Raw genomic sequence first — 19,852 nt, forward strand, 5'->3', positions numbered from 1 at the left:
CGTCAGCGGTGCCGTCGTTTCCGTACAAGACGGTCATGGCGATGCCTCGTAAGGTGGGCGTGGGTTGCGGCCCGATTGCCGATCTACCAGCGACCTCGTCGCCGGACCATGAGGGGAACAGGACATGCGTGATCTGGTCTACACAGGATTCGTCTCGCTCGATGGGGTCGTGGACTCTCCGGGCGGTGGGCCGGGCGAGGAGCACCGCAGCGGGGGCTGGGTGATCAAGGACGTCGAGTTCCTGCCCGAGGCGTTCTCGCTGAAGGGCGAGGAGCTTGAGGACACGACCGCGCTGATGTTCGGCCGCCGGAGCTATGAGGCGTTCGCGCCGATCTGGCGTGACTCGGACGACCACGCCGCCTACAAGGACCTGCCCAAGTACGTGGTCTCGACCACGCTGTCCGAGGACGACCTCGTCGAGGGGTGGGGGCCGACGACGATCCTGCGTTCGGCGGACGAGGTCGTCGAGCTCAAGGACGGCGAGGGCGGCGCGATCTTCATCCATGGCAGCGCGGAGCTCACCCGGCGGCTGTCGGAGGCCGGGCTGATCGACCGGTACAACCTGCTCCTCTTCCCCGTGCTGCTCGGCGCCGGGAAGAGCCTGTTCAGCCAGGCGGACAAGGACAAGCAGGTGCTCACCCTCCGGGAGTCCGCGGCCTACCCCAACGGCATCGTGAAGCTGATCTACGACGTGGCCGGCTGATCCAGGTTCAGGGCGATCGCGCCACCGGTGCCCTCGCGGAGTTGCCGTGCCGTGCGCCCGACGTAGCGGCGCAGCGCGCGGGCCAGGTGGGGCTCGTCGAAGTATTCGAGCCCGGAGACGACATCGGCGACCGGTATGCCGGTGGCCAGGAGCGCCGCCGCGTGGCGTGCGCGTTCGATCTGCCGCACGGCGCCCTGGGTCATCCCGGTCGCCGCGCGGAACCGGCGTTCGACGGTTCGTTCCGAGACCGCTGGACGGTGGCCCCGGCGAACCTCGGTGACGAGCGGGTCGCGGACCACGGCTCCGGCGCGGACCAGCCGGTCGACCAGGGCCTCGGCGTCGTCGGGGCCGGGGGACCCCCAGCGCACGCCGTCCAGCAGGAACGTCCCGCGGGTGGCCTCGGGGAGCTCGACGCCCCCGTTGACCAGGGCCGGCGTGGGGACGGCCCGCAGCGACGTGCCGACGGCGAACTCGATGCCGAAGAAGATCGCGCCCTCCGGCACCGGCGCGGTGCCGGTGCTGGTCTCGGGGCCGGAGATGCTTGCGGACACCCTGCCGTCGTGCTCGGAGAAGACCAGGCCCCAGCACACCGCCGCGACGGAGGTCATCTCCGCGACGTGTTCGCTCGTAGCGCTCCACACGGTGTCGACCCACGGTGAGTCGGACGCGCGCGTCTCAAACCGCAGTACCACGGAAGCAGGATACGCGGGGTGCCGTCCGGACCCTGCGGGACTCCGGCCGTGAGGTACGCCCCTGCAAGGGATGTAAAAAATTGTTGACGTCATGTCCGCTTTGTTTTACCTTGGTCATGTCAAGTTTGTTGTACATGGGAGCGGGCATGTCCTTCGAAGAGAAGCGCGCGTGGATCTACATCGTGGTCGCGGCCGGCGTGGCCGTGGTCTACTTCGCGATCATCCTGTCCAGGGTGCCTGGAACGGACGTGGCGACGATCGCCTACATGTGGCCGATGCTCACCGCGCTCGGTGTCGGAATCGCGGCGAACATCGTCCTGAACATGGTGGCCGCGATGATCTCACCGCGAGAGGCCGGGAAGACCGACGAGCGTGACAAGCAGATCAACCGGCTGGGCGAGTACGTGGGGTTCTACGTCATGAGCATCGCCGCGGTCGTCCCGCTCGGCCTGGCGATGGCGAAGATCGAGCAGTTCTGGATCGCCAACACGCTCTACCTGGCATTCGTCCTGGCCGCCGTCGCCTCCTCGATCGTGAAGATCGTCGCCTACCGGCGGGGCTTCTAGCATGCCCAAGGCCACCAGGGTCACCAATCAGATCCGAGCCCTGCGATTCGCCCACGGGGAGATGACGCAGGCCGAACTGGCCGACCGCGTCGGCGTCACCCGCCAGACCATCATCGCCATCGAGCAGGGCCGCTACTCGCCGTCGCTGGAGGTGGCCTTCCAGATCGCCCGGGTGTTCGGGGTGCCGCTCGACGACGTCTTTCAGTACCCCGGGACAGAGGAGGTCGTTGGATGATCACGGGAGTCTTACGGACCGGCGCGACGACTGAAGGAGCCGTGATCCGCGCCGCCCGGATGACCGGGCTCTTCTACCTCGGTATGGCCATCACGGGCGTACTCGGATTCCTGGTCATCCGGCCGAGGCTCTTCGCGGCCGGCGATCCCGGCGCGACGCTGGCGCACCTGGTCGGGAACGAGTCGCTGGCGCGCGCCGGAGTCGCGGTGGAGATGCTCATGGTCCTCACCCAGGCGCTCACCGCCACCTGGTTCTACCGCCTGTTCCGCACCGTGAACGCCACCACAGCCAGTGGTATAGCCGCCTTCGGGCTGGTCAACGCCGTCATCGGGCTCGGCAGCGCGGTGTTCCTGGCGACCGCGGTCGAGGTCGCGTCCGCCCCGGCCGGCGACGCACCCGCGACCGTCCACCTCATGTATCTGCTGAGCGGCAACCTGTGGGGCGTCGGAGCGATGTTCTTCGGCCTGTGGCTCATCCCCATGGGCTTCTGCGTGCTCCACTCGGGCTGGATGCCCCGGCCGCTCGGCTGGACGCTCATCGGAGGCGGCGTCGGCTACCTGCTCGGCGCGTTCATCGTGTACCTCGCCCCCGAGGCCCAAGTCGTCGCCGAGATCCTCGCGGCGCCCGCGCACCTGGGCGAGTTCTGGATGGTCGGCTACCTGCTGGCCCGCGGCGTCCGCCGTAACGCGCCACAAGAAGGCCGGACGCCAGGTTCACCCCCTAGAAAAGGGTGAACCCGCCGTCGATCACCACCACTGAGCCCGTCATGAAGCTGGACGCCTGGCCGGCCAGGAAGACCACGGCCGGGCCGAGCTCCTCGGGGAGGCCGTAGCGCTTCATCGCGGCGGGCTCGACGCACCATTCGCGGTACTCCGGCTGGTCCACGGGGGACGCCTCGGTGAGGATGTAACCGGGGGCGAGCGCGTTGACCCGGATCCCGTGCGGCGCCCACTCGGCGGCCAGGGCCTTGGTGAGCTGGTGCACCGCCGCCTTGGAGGCCAGGTACGCGGGCTGCCACCGGGGCCGGTTGACGATCATGGCCGACATGGAGCCGATGTTGACGATGCTCCCGCCGCCCTGCTCGACCATCCGCGCGCCGACGGCCTTGGTGCAGTACCAGAGGCCGTCCAGGTTGGTGGCCAGCACTTCGCGCCAGAGCTCGTCGGGGGTGTCCAGGGCCTCCCGGCCGATGCTGATCCCGGCGTTGTTGACCAGTACGTCGATCGGGCCCAGTTTCTCGCTGACCAGCTCCACCATCCGATCGACCTGGGCCGAATCGGTCACGTCCAGGCTGACCGGAAGTGCCGTGATCCCGGCGGCCTGGAGTTCCCTGGCCGCTCGCTCAGCGGGCTCAAGGGTGCGGGCGGTCACCGCGACGGACGCGCCCGCCTCGCCCAGCGCCTGGGCCAGGGCCCGGCCGATGCCGCGGCTGGCTCCGGTGACCACGGCGACCTTGCCCTGCAACGAGAATGAGTCCAAGACGGTCATGTTGTCTTCCTGTCGGTTGGCTGTCGTGCGGTCCAGTGCAGCGTCATCGAGAAGCGCAACGGCGCTCCCGGCTCGACGAGCTGATAGTGGCGGGTGTTCAAGCCGTTGACCGGGCCGGACAATGGTTCGACGCAGACGGCGTCGGCCTCGGTTTCGCAGACGATCCAGTGGCCGGCCGCGCTGGCGACGGTCAGGTCGAGGGCCGGCCATCGCAGGACCGGCGCGCTGGAGACGGCGGTGAAGGAGTCGTCCCATGGCCGCGGGCCGGGGGAGGTGGACAGATGCTGCGGAATGCCGTCATCGTCGCAGACATAGCGCAGGCCGGGCTCGAAGCTGTAGGTGACCTCGGGGCCGCCGTCGATCCTGCGCGCGAACCACGGGTGGAAACCGACGATCGCGGGCATGGTGCGGCGGTCGTTGGTCACCGTGGCGCTCATCGTCAGCGCGTCGGGCGTCAGCTCGAACTCCTGCCGCACGGCGCCGCCGAACGGCCAGCGCTCGTCCAGCTCGACATCGATGGCAACAGCGCTGTCAACAGTGCCGCCCACGCTCCAGGGGCGGTCGAAGACGAGGCCGTGCAGCGCATGCGGGGGGAGGTTCGCGGGCACCGTCCACTCCCGCCCGGCGAACGTGAAGCGGGCGCCCTCCAGCCGGCCGACGAACGGCGCCATCAGGAAGCTGCCGTGCATGATCTGACCCAGGCCGGCCGGGCCCGCGCCGCCGGCGCCCAGCAGTTCCGCGTCGCCGACCCGCAGGGACGTCAGGCGGCCACCGTCGGCGGGGTCCACCCGGATGGCGGCGTTCCCTGCGGTCAACTCGATCATTTGACGCTCCCCGCGGTCAGTCCTCCCACCAGATGCCGCTCGATGGTGATGAACAGCACCACGACGGGCACCGTCGCGATCAGTGAGGCGACGAAGAGGTACTGGTAGTTGGTCTGGTTGAGGCCGACCAGTTGCTGGATGCCGACCGGCAGGGTGACCCGGCCGCTGGTCGGGTCGTTGAAGACGGTCAGCGAGATGACGAACTCGTTCCACACCTGGATGAAGGTGAAGACCAGCGCGGTCACCAGGCCCGGGCGCACCACCGGCAGCATGATGCGCAGCATCCGGCGCACCGGCCCGAGCCCTTCCATCATGGCCGCCTCCTCGATCGCGAGGTCGACGCCGGCGAACTGGCCGTTCATGATCCAGGTGACGAAGGCGAGGTTGAACGCCGCGTTGACCACGACGATCGCCCAGTACTGGTTGACTCCGTCGACGAAGATGACTTCCTGGTAGATGCCGACGACCAGGGCGACCGGCGCGAGGACCTGCGTGACCAGCACGAGGTTCAGGAAGGCCGTCCGTCCGGCGAATCGGTTGCGCGCGGTGTAGTACGCGGCCGGCACCGCGATCAGCAGGACCAGCGCGGTCGAGGCGGCCGCGATGATCAGGCTGTTGCGCAGCAGGCCGGCGAGCGGCAGCACGTCCCAGACGTTCGTCCAGTTGCTCCACTCCCACCGATCCGGCAGGTAGGTGGCGGGCACCGCGTACAGCTCGGCGCCGTTCTTGAACGAGGACAGGAACATCACCGCGTACGGTGCCAGGAAGAACGCCGCGACGGCCAGCCCGGCCAGCGGCAGCACCACCGGACGCAGCCGCGGCCACACCTTCGGGCGCGCCCGGTCCGGCAGCGCCACCGAAACCGGACGTGCCGGACGCTGCCGGCTCCACCGCTCGCCAAGACGGTCGGCCAGCGCCGTCCAGGTACGGCCCAGCCACGTCCGCCGCTCCCGGTCGCCGTTGACCGCACGCAGGTACAGCAGCACCACGACGATCAGGATCAGCACGTTGAACACCGACAGCGCGGCTCCCTCACCGGTGTTCAGCTGCTCCTGGAAAGCGATCTTGTACGCCCAGGTGAGGGTGGTGTCCGAGAAGTTCCCCGGGTTGCTCCCGGTGATGACCCAGATCACCGGGAACGAGTTGAACACGTAGATGGTGACCAGGATCGTGGCGATCACCAGGGCGGGGCGGAGCAGCGGCAGGGTGATGTAGCGGTACGTCTTCCAGGGGCCGGCGCCGTCCAGCTTTCCGGCTTCGTACACCTGCGGATCGATCGCCTGCAACCCGGCCAGCAGCACATAGGTGGTGAAGGGGATGGTCACCACGATGCCCACCCCGATCACCGACCAGAAGGCGTACCGAGGGTCCTGGTACCAGCCGATCGGTTCGCTGAGCACGCCGAGGTCCATCAGGAACCGGTTGACGATCCCGTTGCCGCCCTCCAGCATGTACCGCCACACCGTGGAGGTCATCACCAGCGAGGTCGCCCACGGCACGATCAGCGCCCAGCGCACCAGGCGCCGCCCGAAGAACCGCTTGTTCAGTAGTTGCGCCAGGCCGAGCGCGACAAGGATGGATGCGCCGACCACGAGCAACACCCACACGACGGTGTTGCTCATCACGTTGGCCAGTGCCGGTTCGGCCAGCAGGCGGCGGTAGTTGGCCAGCCCGGCGAAGCCGTGGCTTACCCCGGTCTCGTCGGTGAGCTGCAGTGACGTCCAGACCATCCGCAGCGCGGGAAGTGTGATCACCGCGGCGATGAGCAGGACGCTCGGCGAGATCCAGGCCAGCGACCGCCGGTTGTGGTGCCGCATCCTCGGTGTCACGGATCAGCCGCCGTTGCCCTGCGTCGCCGCGGACTGGATCTGGTCCAGGACCGACTTGGTGTCCGCGCCGGGGGTCAGCGCGGTGCCGAGCTGAGCCTCAAGGGTGCCCTGCGCCTTGGGGAACGCGGGGTCGGTCGACGGGTAGAACTTCGCGATCGGCAGCAGGTCCAGGTACGGGGCGAAGTCGGGCTCCTTCTTCAGGGCCGCGGACGCCGATTTGGTGGTCGGCAGGAAGCCCTGGCTGGTCAGGAAGCGCACGTAGTTGTCGGTCTCGTAGAAGAAGTTCAGGAACTTCGACACGGCCTCGGTGTTGCCCGGCTTCTTGAACGACACCAGGTAGTCCTGCACTCCCAGCGTGAACGGCTCGGTGCCGTTGTTCACCGGGATGGGGGCGATGCCGTAGTTGACGGTGGAGTCCCACTGCTTGAACAGGCTGGGGGCGAAGCTGGCGCCCATGATCATGCCGGTCTGGCCGTTGGCGAACGGCCGGAAGACGCCGTCGGTACGGTTCGTCTGACCCGGGTTGGGCTGCGTCACCTTGTAGACGTTGGCGAGACAGCTGAGGAAGTTCAGGCTCTGGACGTTGCGCTCACTGTTGACGCTGAACTTGTCGCCCGTCTTCCAGTCGCCGCCGTTGGACCACATCCACAGGGACCACTCGCCCTGGTTCTCCTCGCCGCCCAGCGGCAGGCCGTACCCGGTGTACCCGGCCTCCTTGATCTTCTTGGCGGAGGCCACCAGCTCGGCCCAGGTGGCCGGGGGCTTGGTGATCCCCACCTTGGCGAAGATGTCCTTGTTGTAGAACAGCGCGCGGGTGCTGGCGATCAGCGGGAGTCCGTACTGGCTGCCCTCGTAGAAGCTGTTCTCCTTGAACGACGGGATGAAGTCGTCCCCGACCTTCTGGTCGACCAGCGGGCCGATCGGCTGAAGCAGCCCGTTCGCGGCCCATCCGGAGAACTTGTTCTGGTTGAGGATGTCCGGGTACTGCTTGGTCTGGATCATCGTGCTGACCTGCTGGTCGATGTTGTTCCAGTCGATGATCCGGATGTTGACCTTGTAGCCCGGGTTGGCCGTCTCGAACTTGGCGGCGAGGTCCTTCCAATACGCCTCGGTGGTCCCTGTGTAGGCTCCGCCGACGAAACTGATGGTCTTGCTGCTGGTCGTGGCCTCGGCAGGCCCGGTTTCGCGCGAAGCCTGCCGGACCTGCAGGCTCTGGCCGCCCGCACTGCCGCCTTCGCTCGGCTGCTTCAGCGACGTGCCGGTCGTCCCGCTCGTGATCTGGTCGCAGCTCGCCTGGTCGAGGGTGGTCCCCGAGGCGGAGGAACCACCCGCCGCGCAACCAGTGGCTGCCAGCACCGTGCAGACGCCCATCAGCGAGAACAGCTGAGTCCTACGCCTTACCTTCATGTCACACCGTTTCCTGCTTGAAGCTCTACCTCGCCCGGGGGTGGGTCAGAGTCGCGAGGTTAGTTAAGGGTAGCTACATACCTAACCCTGTCAATAGGTTTCGGTCCGTGACATTGGGTGGTTTGTGGGCCAACGTGCCAGGTCGATCGTTTGAGTTGCGCTTTTTCGCCGTTCATGCTCGAATGCGGTATGTCAGAAGCCCGTACATACCCAGTGAGGACGGTAGTGCGGTGTGGCCACCCAGTGAGACCCCCCGGCCCGGGCGGCCGACCGGGGGCCGGCCGCCCGTCCTGATGACCGCGGTCAAAGCCGGGCGCGTCAATCAGGGGCGGGTACTGCAGGCGCTGCAGGACTTGGGACCGTTGTCACGAGCCGATCTGGCCCGGCTGGCGGGGGTCAGCCGGGCCACCATCGGCTCCATCGTGCAGCCCCTCCTTGAGGGCGGGCTGCTCGTGGAGGGCGAACCGCAACGGGGGGCCACCCCGGGCGGCAAGCCGTCCCGGCCGCTGTGGTTCGCTCCGGACAGCCCGCCGCTGGCCGCGGTGCACCTGGTGCCCGGCTGGGTGGAGGCCGCGCTGGTGAGCGCGGACGGCAAGATCCTCGCCGCCGCCAGCGGACACTTCCGGGTCACCGCCCCCGCCGCCACGGTGGTGGACTGCGTGGTCGACCGGCTCAACGCGGTCCTGGCGGGAAGCGCGTCCCGGGCACTCGGCGTGGGCATCGCGGTCGGCGGCATCGTCGAATCGACCAGCGGAACCATCGTCGCCTGCAACCTGATGCCGGCGCTCTCCGGCCTCCCGCTCGGGCCTCTGGTCTCCGAGCGGGTGAACCTGCCGGTCCACCTCGACCTGCACCCCCGGGCCCAGGCCCTCGGCGACCGCTGGTCCGGCCCCGGCCGGGGCGAGCAGTCCTTCGCGTCCATCTACATCGGCGAGGCGATCGGCGCGGGCCTGTTCCTCAACGGCGCCATCCACTGCGGACCGGCCGGAGCGGGCGGCGAGATCGGGCACACCATCGTCGATGTCCGCGGCCGGACCTGCCGCTGCGGCCAGCGCGGCTGCTGGGAGACCATCGCCACGCGCGACTGGCTGCGCGAGGAGGCCGCCCGGCTACATCTGCCCGCGGCGCAGGCGATGACCACGGCGCTGCTGGCCGGGCTGTCGGCGGCCGGCAACGCCGACGCCAAGGAACTGTTCGAGCGGTACGCCCGCAACCTCGCCCTCGGTGTGGTGAACCTGCAGCAGATCCTCGCCCCCGGCCTGTTCATCCTGCACGGCGACGTGATCGCCGGCGGTGAGGCGCTGCGCGGGCGGGTCGAACGGCAGGCGCGCAGCCACCTTCCGGCGCGATCCGCGACCGAACCGCAGATCACCTTCGGCTCCGCCCACGACCGCACCACCCTGCTCGGCGCGGCCGGCCTGGTGCTGTCCCAGTCCTTCCCGCTCGTCGGCTGAACCGGCGCCCAGAGGAGGACGAGATGTCATCGATCGAGTCTCAGGACGATCGCCGGCACGACTCGTATATTGGGGTGCCAGAAAGATCACGCACGACCACGCCCCCCTTGGGCGCGCCGCATCGGGTGTTCCGTCTAGATCGGGAGGGACTGTAGCGTGCAATCGGAGTGGACGCGCCCGGAGGCAACGGCCCCGCCGTCCCGGCCTCATTCGCCGCTGATCTCCCCGAACACGGTCAGCCAGGTGAACCGCGCCCGAGTCCTGCAGGCGCTCTACGACGTCGGCCCGCTGTCCCGCGCCGACCTGGCCCGGCTCACCGAGGTCAGCCGGGCGACGATCGGCTCCATCGTGCAGCCGATGATCGACAACGGGATGCTGGCCGAGGGCGATCCCCAGCCCAGCGGCGCGGTCGGCGGCAAGCCGTCGCGCCCGCTGTGGTTCTCCCCGGACAGCCCGCCCATCGCCGCCGTCCACCTGCTGCCAGGACACGTCGACACCGCGCTGGTCAGCGCGGGCGGCGCGATCCTGACCACGGCGAAACGCGAGTTCCCCGCGGACACCCACGACTCCGCCCTGGTCGTCGACGCGGTCTCCGAGGCGTTAGACGAGCTGTTCGCGCCGAACCGACCGGCCGCCCTCGGCGTGGGCATCGCGGTCGGCGGCATGGTCAACACCGACAGCGGCACCATCGTGCAGGTCAACCTGGCCCCCGGCCTGGCCGGTCTGCCGATCGGCCCGCTCATCGCCGAGCGCACCCACCTGCCCGTCTACGTCGACCTGCACCCACGCGTCCAGGCTCTCGGCGACCGCTGGTTCGGGCAGGGCCGCGGGCTGTCCACCTTCGCCTCGCTCTACGCCGGAGAGGCGCTCGGCGTGGGGCTGGTGCTGAACGGGTCGGTGCACCGCGGGCCGGGCGGCGCGGGCGGTGAGATCGGGCACAGCATCGTGCAGGTCGACGGCCTGCCCTGCCACTGCGGTCAGCGCGGCTGCTGGGAGACCATCGCCACGCACCGCTGGCTGCGCGATGAGGCGGCCCGGCTCAACCTGCCCTCGGCGTCCACTTTGACGGTCGGGCCGCTGACCCGGCTCGCCGCCAAGGGCCATCCCGGGGCGACCGAGCTGTTCGACCGGTATGTCGACAATCTCGCCGTCGGCATCACGAACGTCCAGCAGATCCTCGCCCCCGGGCTGTTCATCCTGCACGGCGACGTGGTCGCGGGCGGCGAGGCGTTGCGCGGCAAGATCGAGCGGCAGGTGCGGCTGCGCACCGCCGCCCATCCGGGCAGCCAGCCGCAGATCGCGTTCTCCGCGCTGCACGACGACTCCACCCTGCTCGGCGCCGCCGGGCTCGTGCTCTCCCACTTCCTCCAGCTCACCCCCTGACACGGTCCGCCGAAGGGGCCCGGCCGAAGACGGTCACCGCGAGCGCGCCCAGCGTCAGCGCGCCCAGCGCCAGCACGCCGCCTCAGGAGAACTTCGCGACGCCGGATGAATCGGGCATGGAGCTGGTGGTGCTCACGGCGGCCCCCGGCAGCCCCTCGGCCGACGCCCTGCGGCTCCTGGCCGCCCTTGACCCCGGCGGTGACGTCCGTCACCCGGCGGGTCACGTGCTTGACCTCAATCAAACTTGAGATCTTACGGTCAGTACATGACGACTCAGCAGATCTCTGACGCCGAACTCGCCGCACAGCCCGCCGCCTACTGGACCGGTGTCGCCTACGAGGCGCTCGTCTCGTACATCCGGGCCCGGCAGGCCGAGAAGGGCTACAGCCATCCCCAGTTCTGGCTGCTGCGCAACCTGTCGGTGCACGACATCTCGCCCGACGGCGAGGGCATGACGCTGTCCGAGCTGCAGGAGGCCATGTCCGCCTACATCCGGCCCGAGGACGACCTGGCGGCGGAGGCCGAGGTGCTCCTCGGCCGCGGCTGGCTGTCCCGGGACGCCGAGGCCCGGCTGTGGATCACCGAGGAGGGCGAACAGGCCCGCCGCGACCTCGCGCTCAACGGCCCCGTCATCCGCGCCGCCCTCCACGAGGGCATCGACGACGCGGACTACGTCACCACGGTGAAGGTGCTCCAGCAGTTCGTCCGCAACGCGAACGGAGCGGTCGCCTGACGATTCGGCGCGTCGTGTCGGATCGGGGCGAGGCTGTTCGTAGAAGGAGGTGAGAGGCTCAACCGGGCCATCGCGGTCGCCGAGCTCGACGGCCCGGAGGTCGCACTGGCGATCATCGACCGTCTCGGGGACGCCCTGGCCGGCTCGGACGCTCACCGCGCGATGAGCACCTGGGCCACGGCGGCGACGGCGGAGATCGCGCCGCCGAGCGCGGCGATCGAAGCCAGGGACTTCTCCGGGCTGATCCAAAGCCCCCGGTTGAGCTGACGCCACTTCGGCGGAACGATCGCGAGCTTGAGCTTCTGCCACTTGTGCTGCTGGTAGGAGCATCCCATCAGCAGCCCGCGGGCGTTCTTCCGGCACGGCTCCCCATTCCGGGTGAGTGCCCCACACCAGACCGGTGCCTGAAACAGGAAGAAGACCGTTGTCAGCGCCGAAAGCGCGACAAGCCCTATGGGTCCGAACGCCTGGGTCCACCATGCGGTGATCAGCACGACGAAGAGGAGGTAACCCCAGTACTTGCCAAGTGATCCCATCTTCTGTTTCGCCATGTCCGGACGGTAGCGGCCCGCGAGTGATCACGACTAGAGATTGATGTGTCACTCAAGGTGACTGAGATCTGTATGTATCAGCCACAGTTCGAGTCCGCGGTGACTTGTCCACAGGCCGTGGATGGGGTGGGGGTCGTGCGTCGCGTTGCGTTGACACCGGTGGCAGGGTTCTAGCGTGGCCGGGATGGGCGGCGGATGGTGGTCGCCTGGCGGGGATTTCGGCCGGAGGGGCGCGATGAAGTTCGGAATCAGTTACAGCACGCCGTACCACGGCATCGAACCCGACGCGTTGATTTCCTATGCGCGGCATGCCGAGGAATGTGGGTTCGAGTCGTTCTATGTGCCGGAGCACATCGCGTTGTATCCCGGTGCGACGGTCGGGCGATTCGAGCTCCCGCCGACGTTGCCGTATCTCGATCCGCTCGATTGTCTGAGCTTCGTCGCGGCCGGCACGCGGCGGATCCTGCTCGGGACGGGGGTGCTGCTCCTGCCGTATCACCATCCGGTCGTCCTGGCCAAGCGTCTGGCGACCGTTGATGTGCTGTCCAAGGGGCGGATGCGGCTGCTGACCGTGGGGCTCGGCGCGCTGCCCGGGGAGGCGAAGGCGGTCGGGGTCGACTTCGCTTCCCGGGGGCGTCGTGCGGATGAGGCGATCGACGTGATGCGGTCCCTGTGGGAAGGGGGCGAGGGCGGGGTCGGTCACGCGGGGGAGTTCTTCGCGTTCGATGATCTGTGCCAGTTCCCGAAGCCTTACGGGGTCACGCATCTGCCGATTCACGTCGGCGGGTCGAGCCGGGCCGCCGCGCGGCGGGCCGGGCGACGGGGTGACGGTTACTTCCCCGGTGGCTCGATGGACGCGGCGGAGCGTGCGGCTCAGTGGGAGCTCGCGCGGGCGACCGCCGTCGAGGCCGGACGTGACCCGCGGGCGCTGGAGTACACGCGGGCGGGGTCCATCGACATGACCGTTGATCAGGCCGAGGCGCTGGCCGCGGAGGGCGTGACCCGCGTCGTCGTGGGTGCCACGGCCACGGACGTGGCGGAGCAGCGCGAGGAGATGGCCGTGTTCGCCGAGCGGTTCTCCCTGGTCTAGGGCCTTTGTGGCATCCTCTGTCCATGGCGATCAAGGCGTTGCTGTTCGATGTGGACGGAGTGCTGCTCGATTCCAGCGCGACGCATCGGCGGATCTGGGATGCCTGGTCGGCCGTGCGGGGGTTGGACAGAGACCTGGTGTGGGGCCTTACCCACGCCCGGCGGCCGGAGGACACCATTCGCGAGGTCGCCCCGGGCGTCGCCGGGGCGGTAAATGCGCTCAGCAGCGGTCGGCGTTGTGGAGGTGGCGGAGGGCGCCCAGTTCGGCGGCGTTCTTCATCAGTTCGACGTTGGTCCAGGCGATGACGTGGCCGAGGGTGAGGGTTCCGTCGGCGAACCAGGTGCTTTGGGTGGTGGAGTCGAGGTCCGCGTCGGTGAGGGGCTTCAAAGCGGCCGCCCAGCGGTCATGGCAGGCCGTGAGCCACTTCACGGCGGAGGACACGTCGCCCGGCCAGGGGGTGGCCGCGGCGGCGGACGACCAGTCGAAGGGCTCGGTCGTCGGCTCGAAGCACTGACGGTGGGCGTTGCTCCACCAGAAGCCGATGTGCCACATCACCCAGCCGGCCGACAACACCGGGATCGGCTCGGGTTCCGGGATGGCGAAGTCGGCGGCCCAGGTGCCGTCCGGCCGGGGGCGGACGCTCCAGCAGTTGGCGGCGGGCTCCCAGAGGGCCTCTTCGTCGGTCACTTTGTCCAGGTGCATGGTGAGCAGGGTCCAGGACACGTCGAGCTGCCAGCGGAGGCGGTCGAGTTCGGGCATGGGCCGAAACCCTAGCCGCCGGGGCGAGCGCTCGGCCTCTGGATTTTGCGTGGACGGGCTAGCGTGAGGTGGTGTCTGAGAGTTCGTCACGTGATGTGCGGTTGCGGCGCTATTGGGATGGTCAGGCGGGTACCTACGATCGGCGGATCGCGTTCGCCGAAGAGCGGTTCTTCGGCGACACCCGGCCGTGGTTGTGTGGGCAGGCGGTCGGGGAGGTGCTGGAGATCGCGGTCGGGACCGGGCTGAATCTGCCGCACTATCCGGAGGATGTCCAGGTCACCGGGGTGGAGTGGAGTTCCTCGATGCTGGAGGTGGCCCGGCGGCGGGCCCGTGAGCTCGGACGGCAGGCCGTCCTGGAGCAGGGCGACGCGCGTGAGCTGTGCTTCCCCGACGGAAGCTTCGACACGGTCGTGTGCACGTTCGCGCTGTGCGGGATCCCCTCCCCCCGCACGGCCTTCGCCGAGATGACCCGCGTCCTGCGCCCCGGCGGGCTGCTCCTGCTGGCCGACCACGTGGGTTCGACGGTCTGGCCGGTATGGGCGTTGCAGGCGTTGATGGACGCGTTCTCGGTGCCGACGAGCGGGGAGCACTTCCGCCGCCGCCCGCTGCGGTGGGTGCGGGCGGCGGGGTTCGACGTCACGCGGCACGAGCGGTTCAAGCTCGGCATCATCGAACGTCTCGCCGCCCGCAAACCGGGCATGGTCATTCCTTAGAAGGAGTTCCAGAAGCGGCAGCGGTGCTCACGGCACAGATCGGTGCGGCGGATGCCGGAGGGGCCGGGGGCCAGGCGCTGGACGGCCGGCTCCCCCGCGTCCACGGCGGGCCAGTACGGCGTGCCCGGCCCGTTCGGGTCGCCGGTCCTGGCGAACCGGCTCCAGTAGGCGATCATCGTGTCGGACAGCCGGGCCTGGGCCGGTGACAGGGTCCGCCCGGCGAAGTAGTCGGCCGCGAAGAGGTACTGCAGCTCGGAGGCGTGGAACGCGCCGGTCGGGAAGCTCGGCACCACAGGGGTGCCGGACACCCACGGGGCCCCGCGATCGGCGAACTCGTAGGCGTAGGTCGGCACCTTGGCGGCGAGCAGCCGGTTGGTCTCGACGGCGGGAGTCGCCCAGAGGTGGTCGGTCATGACGGACTGCATGGCGGCGCCCGCCCGGCTCGTCCCAGGCTCGCCATAGTTGTCCAGGGGGTAGCGGGCCAGCACCCGATCTGCGGCCTGGTCGCCGAAGTAGGCGCGGATCCCCCGCACGTAGCCGTCGTCGGTCAGCGGCGGCGCGCCCGCCAGTTCCTGGCCGAAGGTGACGTGCTCGTCGCGGGTGATGCCGTGCATCACCGGCACCCGGTTGAAGCGGCCGGCGGCGAAGGCCGTGGCGGGGTCGCGGGGCAGCAGCGGGCCGCCGATCACGGGCGCGAACTCGTTCTGGCTGTGCGCGAGCAGTTCGGCGGGGGACTTGGCACGCAGGCAGGCGGCCACGGCGGCGGGGGAGGCCGCGGGGCAACCCAGGCGTTCGGCGGTGGCTTCGCCGTGGCGGTAGGCCTGGGCCCTGGGGCGGGGGAGCCAGCTCCAGCCGGCGGGCCAGCGGGCCATCGTGCACGGGGCGCTCTGCACGATGGCCCGCTGGAACAGGCCGGCCGAGCCCGGTGAGATGAGATGGGCGCAGGCGCTCGCGCCGCCGGCCGACTCCCCCGCCACCGTGACGTTGCCGGGGTCGCCGCCGAAGGAGGCGGCGTTGCGGCGGACCCAGCGCAGCGCCGCCCGCTGGTCCTCGATGCCGAAGTTGCCGGACAGGTTCTCGGCGTTCCCGCCGTCCAGCGCGGGATGGGCCAGGTAGCCGAAGACGCCGAGCCGGTAGTTGACGGTGACCACGACGGCGTCGCCCCGGACGGCGAGCCGGTCCGCGCCGTACATGTCGCCCGAGCCGTTCCGGAAGCCCCCGCCGTGCAGCCAGACGATCACCGGCCGGGGACGGGCGCTCGCCCGGCGCGGGGTGGTCACGTTCAGGTAGAGGCAGTCCTCGCTCAGGCTTCGTTTCTCCCCCAGCATCCCGGCGGTCTGCGCGCAGGCGGGGCCGGGCCGGGTGGCGTCGCGCCGTCCGGCCCACGGGACGGCGGGCCGCGGCGAGGCCCACCGCAGCTCGCCGACCGGGGGAGCCGCGTACGGGATCCCCGAGAAGGAACGGTGGTCATCGGCGACGACGCCCTGTAAGCGCCCGCCGTCGGTGGTTACCAGGGCGCCCCGGTCGGCGGTGGCCGACGCCACCCCGGTCGTCAGTGCGAGTGACAGGCCAAGCCCGGCGGCGACCGCCGCGCGCGAACGAATCATCATGTCTCCCCGTACGCCTGTTCAATACGGGGCTCACTCTTTCAACGCCCACCTGGGAAGACATTGAGGGCAGCCACCCGGATCATCCCCCTGCCGGCCCTACCCCGGCGCGGGTCACTCGTCGCCGCGAAGCTGCGTGTCGGAGCCCGCGAGCTGCTCCGCCTCGGTCTCCTTCATCCGCACCAGGCCGTCCACGACCTTGCCGATCACCCACGTGACGACGAAGACGTAGACGCCCACCGCGATGATGGCCACGAGCTGTTTGCCCAGCAGCGCGATCGACCCGCCGTAGAACAGGCCCTTGGTGGTGCTGCCGGTCATCCCGGTGGCGAACAGGCCGATCAGGAGCGTGCCGACGATGCCCGCCGCGCCGTGCACGCCGACCACGTCGAGGGTGTCGTCGTATCCGAGCACCAGTTTCCACTCCACCGCGAAGGACACCACGACGGCCGCGAGGATGCCGATGACCAGCGCGCCCTCCGGGTTCACATACGCGCAGGAGGGGGTGATCGCGACGAGTCCGGCCAGGGCGCCGGTGGCCGAGCCGAGCCGGGTGAACGAGCGGGCCCGGAGCCATTCCATGACCAGCCAGGTCAGCATGCCCGCCGCGCCGGCGATCATCGTGCTGAGGAAGGCGTTGACGGCGACCCGGCCGTCGGCCATGGCCGAGCCGCCGTTGAAGCCGAACCAGCCGAACCAGAGCAGCGCGAGGCCCAGCATGACGAACGGGATGTTGCTGGGCTGCGGCGGCTCCTTGCGCCGGAAGCGGATGCCGGGGCCGAGCGCGATCGCCAGGGCGAGTCCGGACATGCCGGAGTTGAGCTCGACGACCAGGCCGCCCGCGAAGTCGAGCACGCCCCACTTGTTGATCCAGCCGCCGGTGTCGAACACCCAGTGCGCGACCGGGAAGTAGACCAGGATCACCCAGACGATCGAGAACAGGATCCACGGCCCGAGCCGTACCCGCCCGGCGACCGATCCGCTGATCAGCGCGACGGTGATGATCGCGAAGGTGAGCTGGAAGAGCGCGAACGCGTAGGTCGGCACCTGGCCGTGCAGCATGCTGGGGGTGATGTCGGCGAACCGCAGGTCACCCCACCCGATCAGCCCCAGGCCGCCGACGTCGGGGCCGAAGACGATCCCGTAGCCGAACGCGAACCACAGGATCGTGACCAGGCTGATCGAGACGAAGCTCATGAAGAGCATGGTCAGCACGTTCTTCGCGCGGACCATCCCGCCGTAGAAGAACGCCAGGCCGGGCGTCATGAGGAGCACCATGGCGGTGCTGACCAGCACCCACGCGGAGTCGCCGGTGTTCAAGCCGGTCGGCATCGCCCACCCTCGATTCGTCGTCCACGGGGGGCGTCACCCTGTGAGTATGAACCGCGCCGATCAGCACAAAACCATCCATGAACCCGGGTTGCCGCAACCGGGTACAGCCGTTGGCCTCAGCGTGCCCAGGCCGTACGGCGGGCCTCCGGCGCGCGTCCCGGCGGCTGGCTGATCGGCTCGCCGGGCTCCGGCGCGGGCGGGTTGGGCCGGGTGACCGGCTCCTCGCCCAGGCCGAACGGCGTGCCGTGGTGCTTCACCGTGACCGGCGGCCCCTCGTGGAGCCGGTAGGTCGTCGTGTCGCCGTCCACGACGACGCAGACCAGGCTGTCGCGGTACCGCAGCCGGAAGGACAGCCGGGTGAGGTCCGGCGGCAGCCTGGGGGCGAAGCACAGCCGGCCCTGTTCCGGACGCATCCCGCCGAACCCGGCGACCAGCGAGATCCAGATCCCGGCCAGCGAGGCCATGTGCAGCCCGTTGACCGTGGTGTTCTGCAGGTCGGCGAGGTCCATCATGGCCGCCTCGCCGAGGTAGCGGTAGGCGAGGCTGAGATGCCCGACCTCGGCGGCGATCACCGCCTGGGTGCAGGCGGACAGCGACGAGTCGCGCACCGTCAGGGCCTCGTAGTAGGCGAAGTTGCGGGCCTTCTGCTCGGGGGTGAAGGCGTCGCCGCGCAGGTGCATGGCCAGCACGAGATCGGCCTGTTTGACCACCTGGCGGCGGTAGAGGTCGAAGTAGGGGAAGTGCAGCAGCAGCGGGTACTGGTCAGGGCGGGTGGCCGCGAAGTCCCAGCGCGCGTGCCGGGTGAATCCCTCGCTCTGCTGATGCACGCCGAGATGGTCGTCGAAGATCACGGTCATCGCGTCGGCCGCGTCCCGCCAGTCGGCCAGCTCCGGTTCGTCGACCCCGAGTTCCTCGGCCCGGCGGGGGTGGCGTTCGGCGGCGGCGGCCGCGTCGCGCAGGTTCCGCTGGGCCATCAGGTTGGTGTAGAGGTTGTCGTCGGCGATGGCGCTGTACTCGTCGGGGCCGGTCACGCCGTCGATGTGGAACCGGCCGTCGGTGTGGTGATGGCCGAGCGAGGACCACAGCCGTGCGGTGCCGACCAGCAGCGGCAGGCCGGTGTCGCGCTCGAACTGGGCGTCTCCGGTGGCCTCGACGTACTCCGAGACGGCGTGCGCGATGTCGGCGTTGACGTGGAACGCGGCGGTTCCGGCCGGCCAGTAGCCGGAGCCCTCCTGGCCGTTGATGGTCCGCCAGGGGAAGGCGGTGCCGGACAGGCCGAGCTGCCCGGCGCGGGCCCGCGCCGGGTCCATGGTGGATTTCCGCCAGGACAGCACGTCGGCGGCGGCCCTCGGGTGGGTGTGGGTGAGCACGGGGAGCACGAAGGTCTCGGTGTCCCAGAAGGCGTGGCCGTCGTAGCCGGAGCCGGTCAGCCCCTTGCCGGGGATGGGGCGGTTCTCCAGCCGCGCGGCCGACTGGAGCAGGTGGAACAGCCCGAACCGGACGGCCTGCTGCACCTCGGGATCGCCCTCGATCTCGACGTCCGCGCCCTGCCAGAACGTGTCGAGGAAGCCGCGCTGGTCGGCGCACAGGCCGTCCCAGCCGGCCAGCCGCGCCGCCGCCAGTGCCGCGACGACCTGGTCGTGCATGGCGGCCCGGGAGCGCTGCGCCGACCACCCGTAGGAGAACAGCTTGACCAGCCGCAGCTTCCCGCCGGGCGGGAGGCGCGTGGTGACGGTGACCCGGCTGACGTCGCCTGCGCCCTCCGCCTCGACCCGGGTCTGCTCGGGGCCGTCCACCTCGTGACGCATCGCGGCGGCCACCCGCAGGCCGCTGGCCCGGGTGCGGTGGACCATGATCGCGATGCCGTCCGTGGCCGAGATGTTCTCCTCCAGGACCAGCGGCGACCCCAGGGCGGCGGCGGCCCTGGGGTCGCCGTCCGCGGCCTGGCGGGTCTCGTTGGCGACCAGTTCGGACTGCACGACCACGCTGCGGGGGTGTTCCATCGCCTCGACCTCGTAGCGGATGGCGGCCACCGCGCGGTGCGTGAAGGAGACCAGGCGGGTGGACGTGACGCGCACCCGGCCGCCGGTCGGTGAGCTCCAGTCGACCTTGCGGGTGAGGATCCCGGTTCGCAGGTCGAGGGTCCGCTCGTGCTGGTGCAGGGTGCCGTACCGCAGGTCGAACGGCTCGTCGTCGACCAGCAGCCGGATGATCTTGCCGTTGGTGACGTTCACCACCGTCTGACCGGATTCGGGATAGCCGTACCCGGCCTCCGCGTACGGCAGCGGCCGCAGCTCGTAGAACCCGTTGAGGTACGTGCCCGGCTCCCCGCACGGCTCGCCCTCCTCGAAGGTCCCCCGTAGCCCGATGTGCCCGTTGGACAGCGCGAACAGCGACTCGGCCTGGCACAGGACGCCGAGGTCCAGGTGGGACTCGGTCAGCGTCCACGGTTCCACCGCGAAGGCCGGATGCTGGATCATCGTGCC

At 69.8% G+C, this 19,852-nt stretch carries 20 protein-coding genes; 10 read left to right on the forward strand and 10 right to left on the reverse strand.

The annotated features are described in order from the left end of the window. The first annotated feature begins 124 nt into the window (after positions 1–124). Positions 125–703: a dihydrofolate reductase family protein gene (locus P3X83_RS09375; protein WP_277304525.1), complete on the forward strand. Its 579-nt coding sequence runs from the start codon at positions 125–127 to the stop codon at positions 701–703. On the opposite strand, the gene P3X83_RS09380 is transcribed toward P3X83_RS09375, so the two are convergent. Next, complete coding sequence (locus tag P3X83_RS09380; protein WP_277304526.1) at positions 685–1,395, reverse strand: helix-turn-helix domain-containing protein; 711 nt, start codon at positions 1,393–1,395, stop codon at positions 685–687. The two genes, P3X83_RS09375 and P3X83_RS09380, sit on opposite strands and share 19 nt — an antisense overlap. A gap of 146 nt (positions 1,396–1,541) precedes the next feature. Here P3X83_RS09380 and P3X83_RS09385 point away from each other — a divergent pair, with 146 nt between their 5' ends. The 3 genes from P3X83_RS09385 to P3X83_RS09395 are packed head-to-tail and all read left to right on the forward strand — an operon-like array spanning position 1,542 to position 2,930. Next, the gene (locus P3X83_RS09385) at positions 1,542–1,961 is read left to right on the forward strand and encodes a hypothetical protein (RefSeq protein WP_277304528.1); all 420 of its coding nucleotides are present in this window, start codon (positions 1,542–1,544) and stop codon (positions 1,959–1,961) included. Position 1,962: 1 nt separating this feature from the next. Next, positions 1,963–2,196 carry a helix-turn-helix transcriptional regulator gene (locus P3X83_RS09390; RefSeq protein ID WP_277304529.1) on the forward strand — a complete coding sequence of 78 codons (234 nt, stop codon included), beginning with the start codon at positions 1,963–1,965 and terminating at the stop codon, positions 2,194–2,196. Positions 2,197–2,237: 41 nt separating this feature from the next. After that, positions 2,238–2,930 carry a DUF4386 domain-containing protein gene (locus tag P3X83_RS09395; protein ID WP_277304530.1) on the forward strand — a complete coding sequence of 231 codons (693 nt, stop codon included), beginning with the start codon at positions 2,238–2,240 and terminating at the stop codon, positions 2,928–2,930. On the opposite strand, the gene P3X83_RS09400 is transcribed toward P3X83_RS09395, so the two are convergent. From P3X83_RS09400 to P3X83_RS09415, 4 genes are read right to left on the reverse strand one after another with little or no spacing between them, the layout of a single operon-like run. Further along, positions 2,917–3,684, reverse strand: coding sequence for a 3-oxoacyl-ACP reductase family protein (locus P3X83_RS09400; RefSeq protein ID WP_277304531.1), 768 nt, complete (start codon positions 3,682–3,684; stop codon positions 2,917–2,919). The two genes, P3X83_RS09395 and P3X83_RS09400, sit on opposite strands and share 14 nt — an antisense overlap. Next, the gene (locus P3X83_RS09405) at positions 3,681–4,508 is read right to left on the reverse strand and encodes a hypothetical protein (protein WP_277304532.1); all 828 of its coding nucleotides are present in this window, start codon (positions 4,506–4,508) and stop codon (positions 3,681–3,683) included. The genes P3X83_RS09400 and P3X83_RS09405 overlap by 4 nt, the downstream gene beginning before the upstream one ends. Then, positions 4,505–6,337, reverse strand: a complete 1,833-nt coding sequence (locus P3X83_RS09410) for an ABC transporter permease subunit (RefSeq protein WP_277304533.1) — start codon at positions 6,335–6,337, stop codon at positions 4,505–4,507. The genes P3X83_RS09405 and P3X83_RS09410 overlap by 4 nt, the downstream gene beginning before the upstream one ends. 3 nt (positions 6,338–6,340) lie before the next feature. Beyond that, entirely contained in the window at positions 6,341–7,744 is a 1,404-nt protein-coding gene (locus P3X83_RS09415) for an extracellular solute-binding protein (protein ID WP_277304534.1), read from the reverse strand. 362 nt (positions 7,745–8,106) lie between these two features. Here P3X83_RS09415 and P3X83_RS09420 point away from each other — a divergent pair, with 362 nt between their 5' ends. From P3X83_RS09420 to P3X83_RS09435, 4 genes are all read left to right on the forward strand, one after another. Beyond that, positions 8,107–9,198 (forward strand): ROK family protein, encoded by a 1,092-nt coding sequence (locus P3X83_RS09420; protein ID WP_277304535.1) that lies wholly within the window; start codon positions 8,107–8,109, stop codon positions 9,196–9,198. 243 nt (positions 9,199–9,441) lie between these two features. Beyond that, positions 9,442–10,581 carry an ROK family transcriptional regulator gene (locus P3X83_RS09425; RefSeq protein ID WP_277304536.1) on the forward strand — a complete coding sequence of 380 codons (1,140 nt, stop codon included), beginning with the start codon at positions 9,442–9,444 and terminating at the stop codon, positions 10,579–10,581. Between the two features lie 116 nt (positions 10,582–10,697). Then, positions 10,698–10,829, forward strand: coding sequence for a hypothetical protein (locus P3X83_RS09430; protein ID WP_277304537.1), 132 nt, complete (start codon positions 10,698–10,700; stop codon positions 10,827–10,829). 17 nt (positions 10,830–10,846) lie between these two features. Further along, complete coding sequence (locus P3X83_RS09435) at positions 10,847–11,314, forward strand: MarR family transcriptional regulator (protein ID WP_277304538.1); 468 nt, start codon at positions 10,847–10,849, stop codon at positions 11,312–11,314. 152 nt (positions 11,315–11,466) lie between these two features. Here P3X83_RS09435 and P3X83_RS09440 read toward each other — a convergent pair whose 3' ends face one another. Then, positions 11,467–11,865 (reverse strand): hypothetical protein, encoded by a 399-nt coding sequence (locus P3X83_RS09440; RefSeq protein WP_277304539.1) that lies wholly within the window; start codon positions 11,863–11,865, stop codon positions 11,467–11,469. A 235-nt stretch (positions 11,866–12,100) separates the two neighbouring features. On the opposite strand from P3X83_RS09440, the gene P3X83_RS09445 reads away from it, so the two are divergent. Then, complete coding sequence (locus P3X83_RS09445) at positions 12,101–12,955, forward strand: TIGR03619 family F420-dependent LLM class oxidoreductase (RefSeq protein WP_277304540.1); 855 nt, start codon at positions 12,101–12,103, stop codon at positions 12,953–12,955. 219 nt (positions 12,956–13,174) lie between these two features. On the opposite strand, the gene P3X83_RS09450 is transcribed toward P3X83_RS09445, so the two are convergent. After that, positions 13,175–13,714 carry a DinB family protein gene (locus P3X83_RS09450; RefSeq protein ID WP_277304541.1) on the reverse strand — a complete coding sequence of 180 codons (540 nt, stop codon included), beginning with the start codon at positions 13,712–13,714 and terminating at the stop codon, positions 13,175–13,177. 71 nt (positions 13,715–13,785) lie between these two features. On the opposite strand from P3X83_RS09450, the gene P3X83_RS09455 reads away from it, so the two are divergent. Beyond that, positions 13,786–14,427, forward strand: a complete 642-nt coding sequence (locus P3X83_RS09455) for a class I SAM-dependent methyltransferase (protein WP_277304542.1) — start codon at positions 13,786–13,788, stop codon at positions 14,425–14,427. Here the strand turns inward: P3X83_RS09455 and P3X83_RS09460 are convergent. The 3 genes from P3X83_RS09460 to P3X83_RS09470 all read right to left on the reverse strand — a co-directional run bounded on the left by P3X83_RS09460 (position 14,424) and on the right by P3X83_RS09470 (position 19,846). After that, positions 14,424–16,037 carry a carboxylesterase/lipase family protein gene (locus tag P3X83_RS09460; protein ID WP_277304543.1) on the reverse strand — a complete coding sequence of 538 codons (1,614 nt, stop codon included), beginning with the start codon at positions 16,035–16,037 and terminating at the stop codon, positions 14,424–14,426. The genes P3X83_RS09455 and P3X83_RS09460 overlap by 4 nt on opposite strands. A 111-nt stretch (positions 16,038–16,148) precedes the next feature. Beyond that, positions 16,149–17,366, reverse strand: coding sequence for an ammonium transporter (locus P3X83_RS09465; RefSeq protein ID WP_277304544.1), 1,218 nt, complete (start codon positions 17,364–17,366; stop codon positions 16,149–16,151). Between the two features lie 116 nt (positions 17,367–17,482). Next, positions 17,483–19,846, reverse strand: coding sequence for a glycosyl hydrolase family 65 protein (locus P3X83_RS09470; RefSeq protein WP_277304545.1), 2,364 nt, complete (start codon positions 19,844–19,846; stop codon positions 17,483–17,485). Positions 19,847–19,852: the final 6 nt, after the last annotated feature.

It is taken from the genome of Spongiactinospora sp. TRM90649 (assembly GCF_029382225.1).
Taxonomy (GTDB): domain Bacteria; phylum Actinomycetota; class Actinomycetes; order Streptosporangiales; family Streptosporangiaceae; genus Spongiactinospora.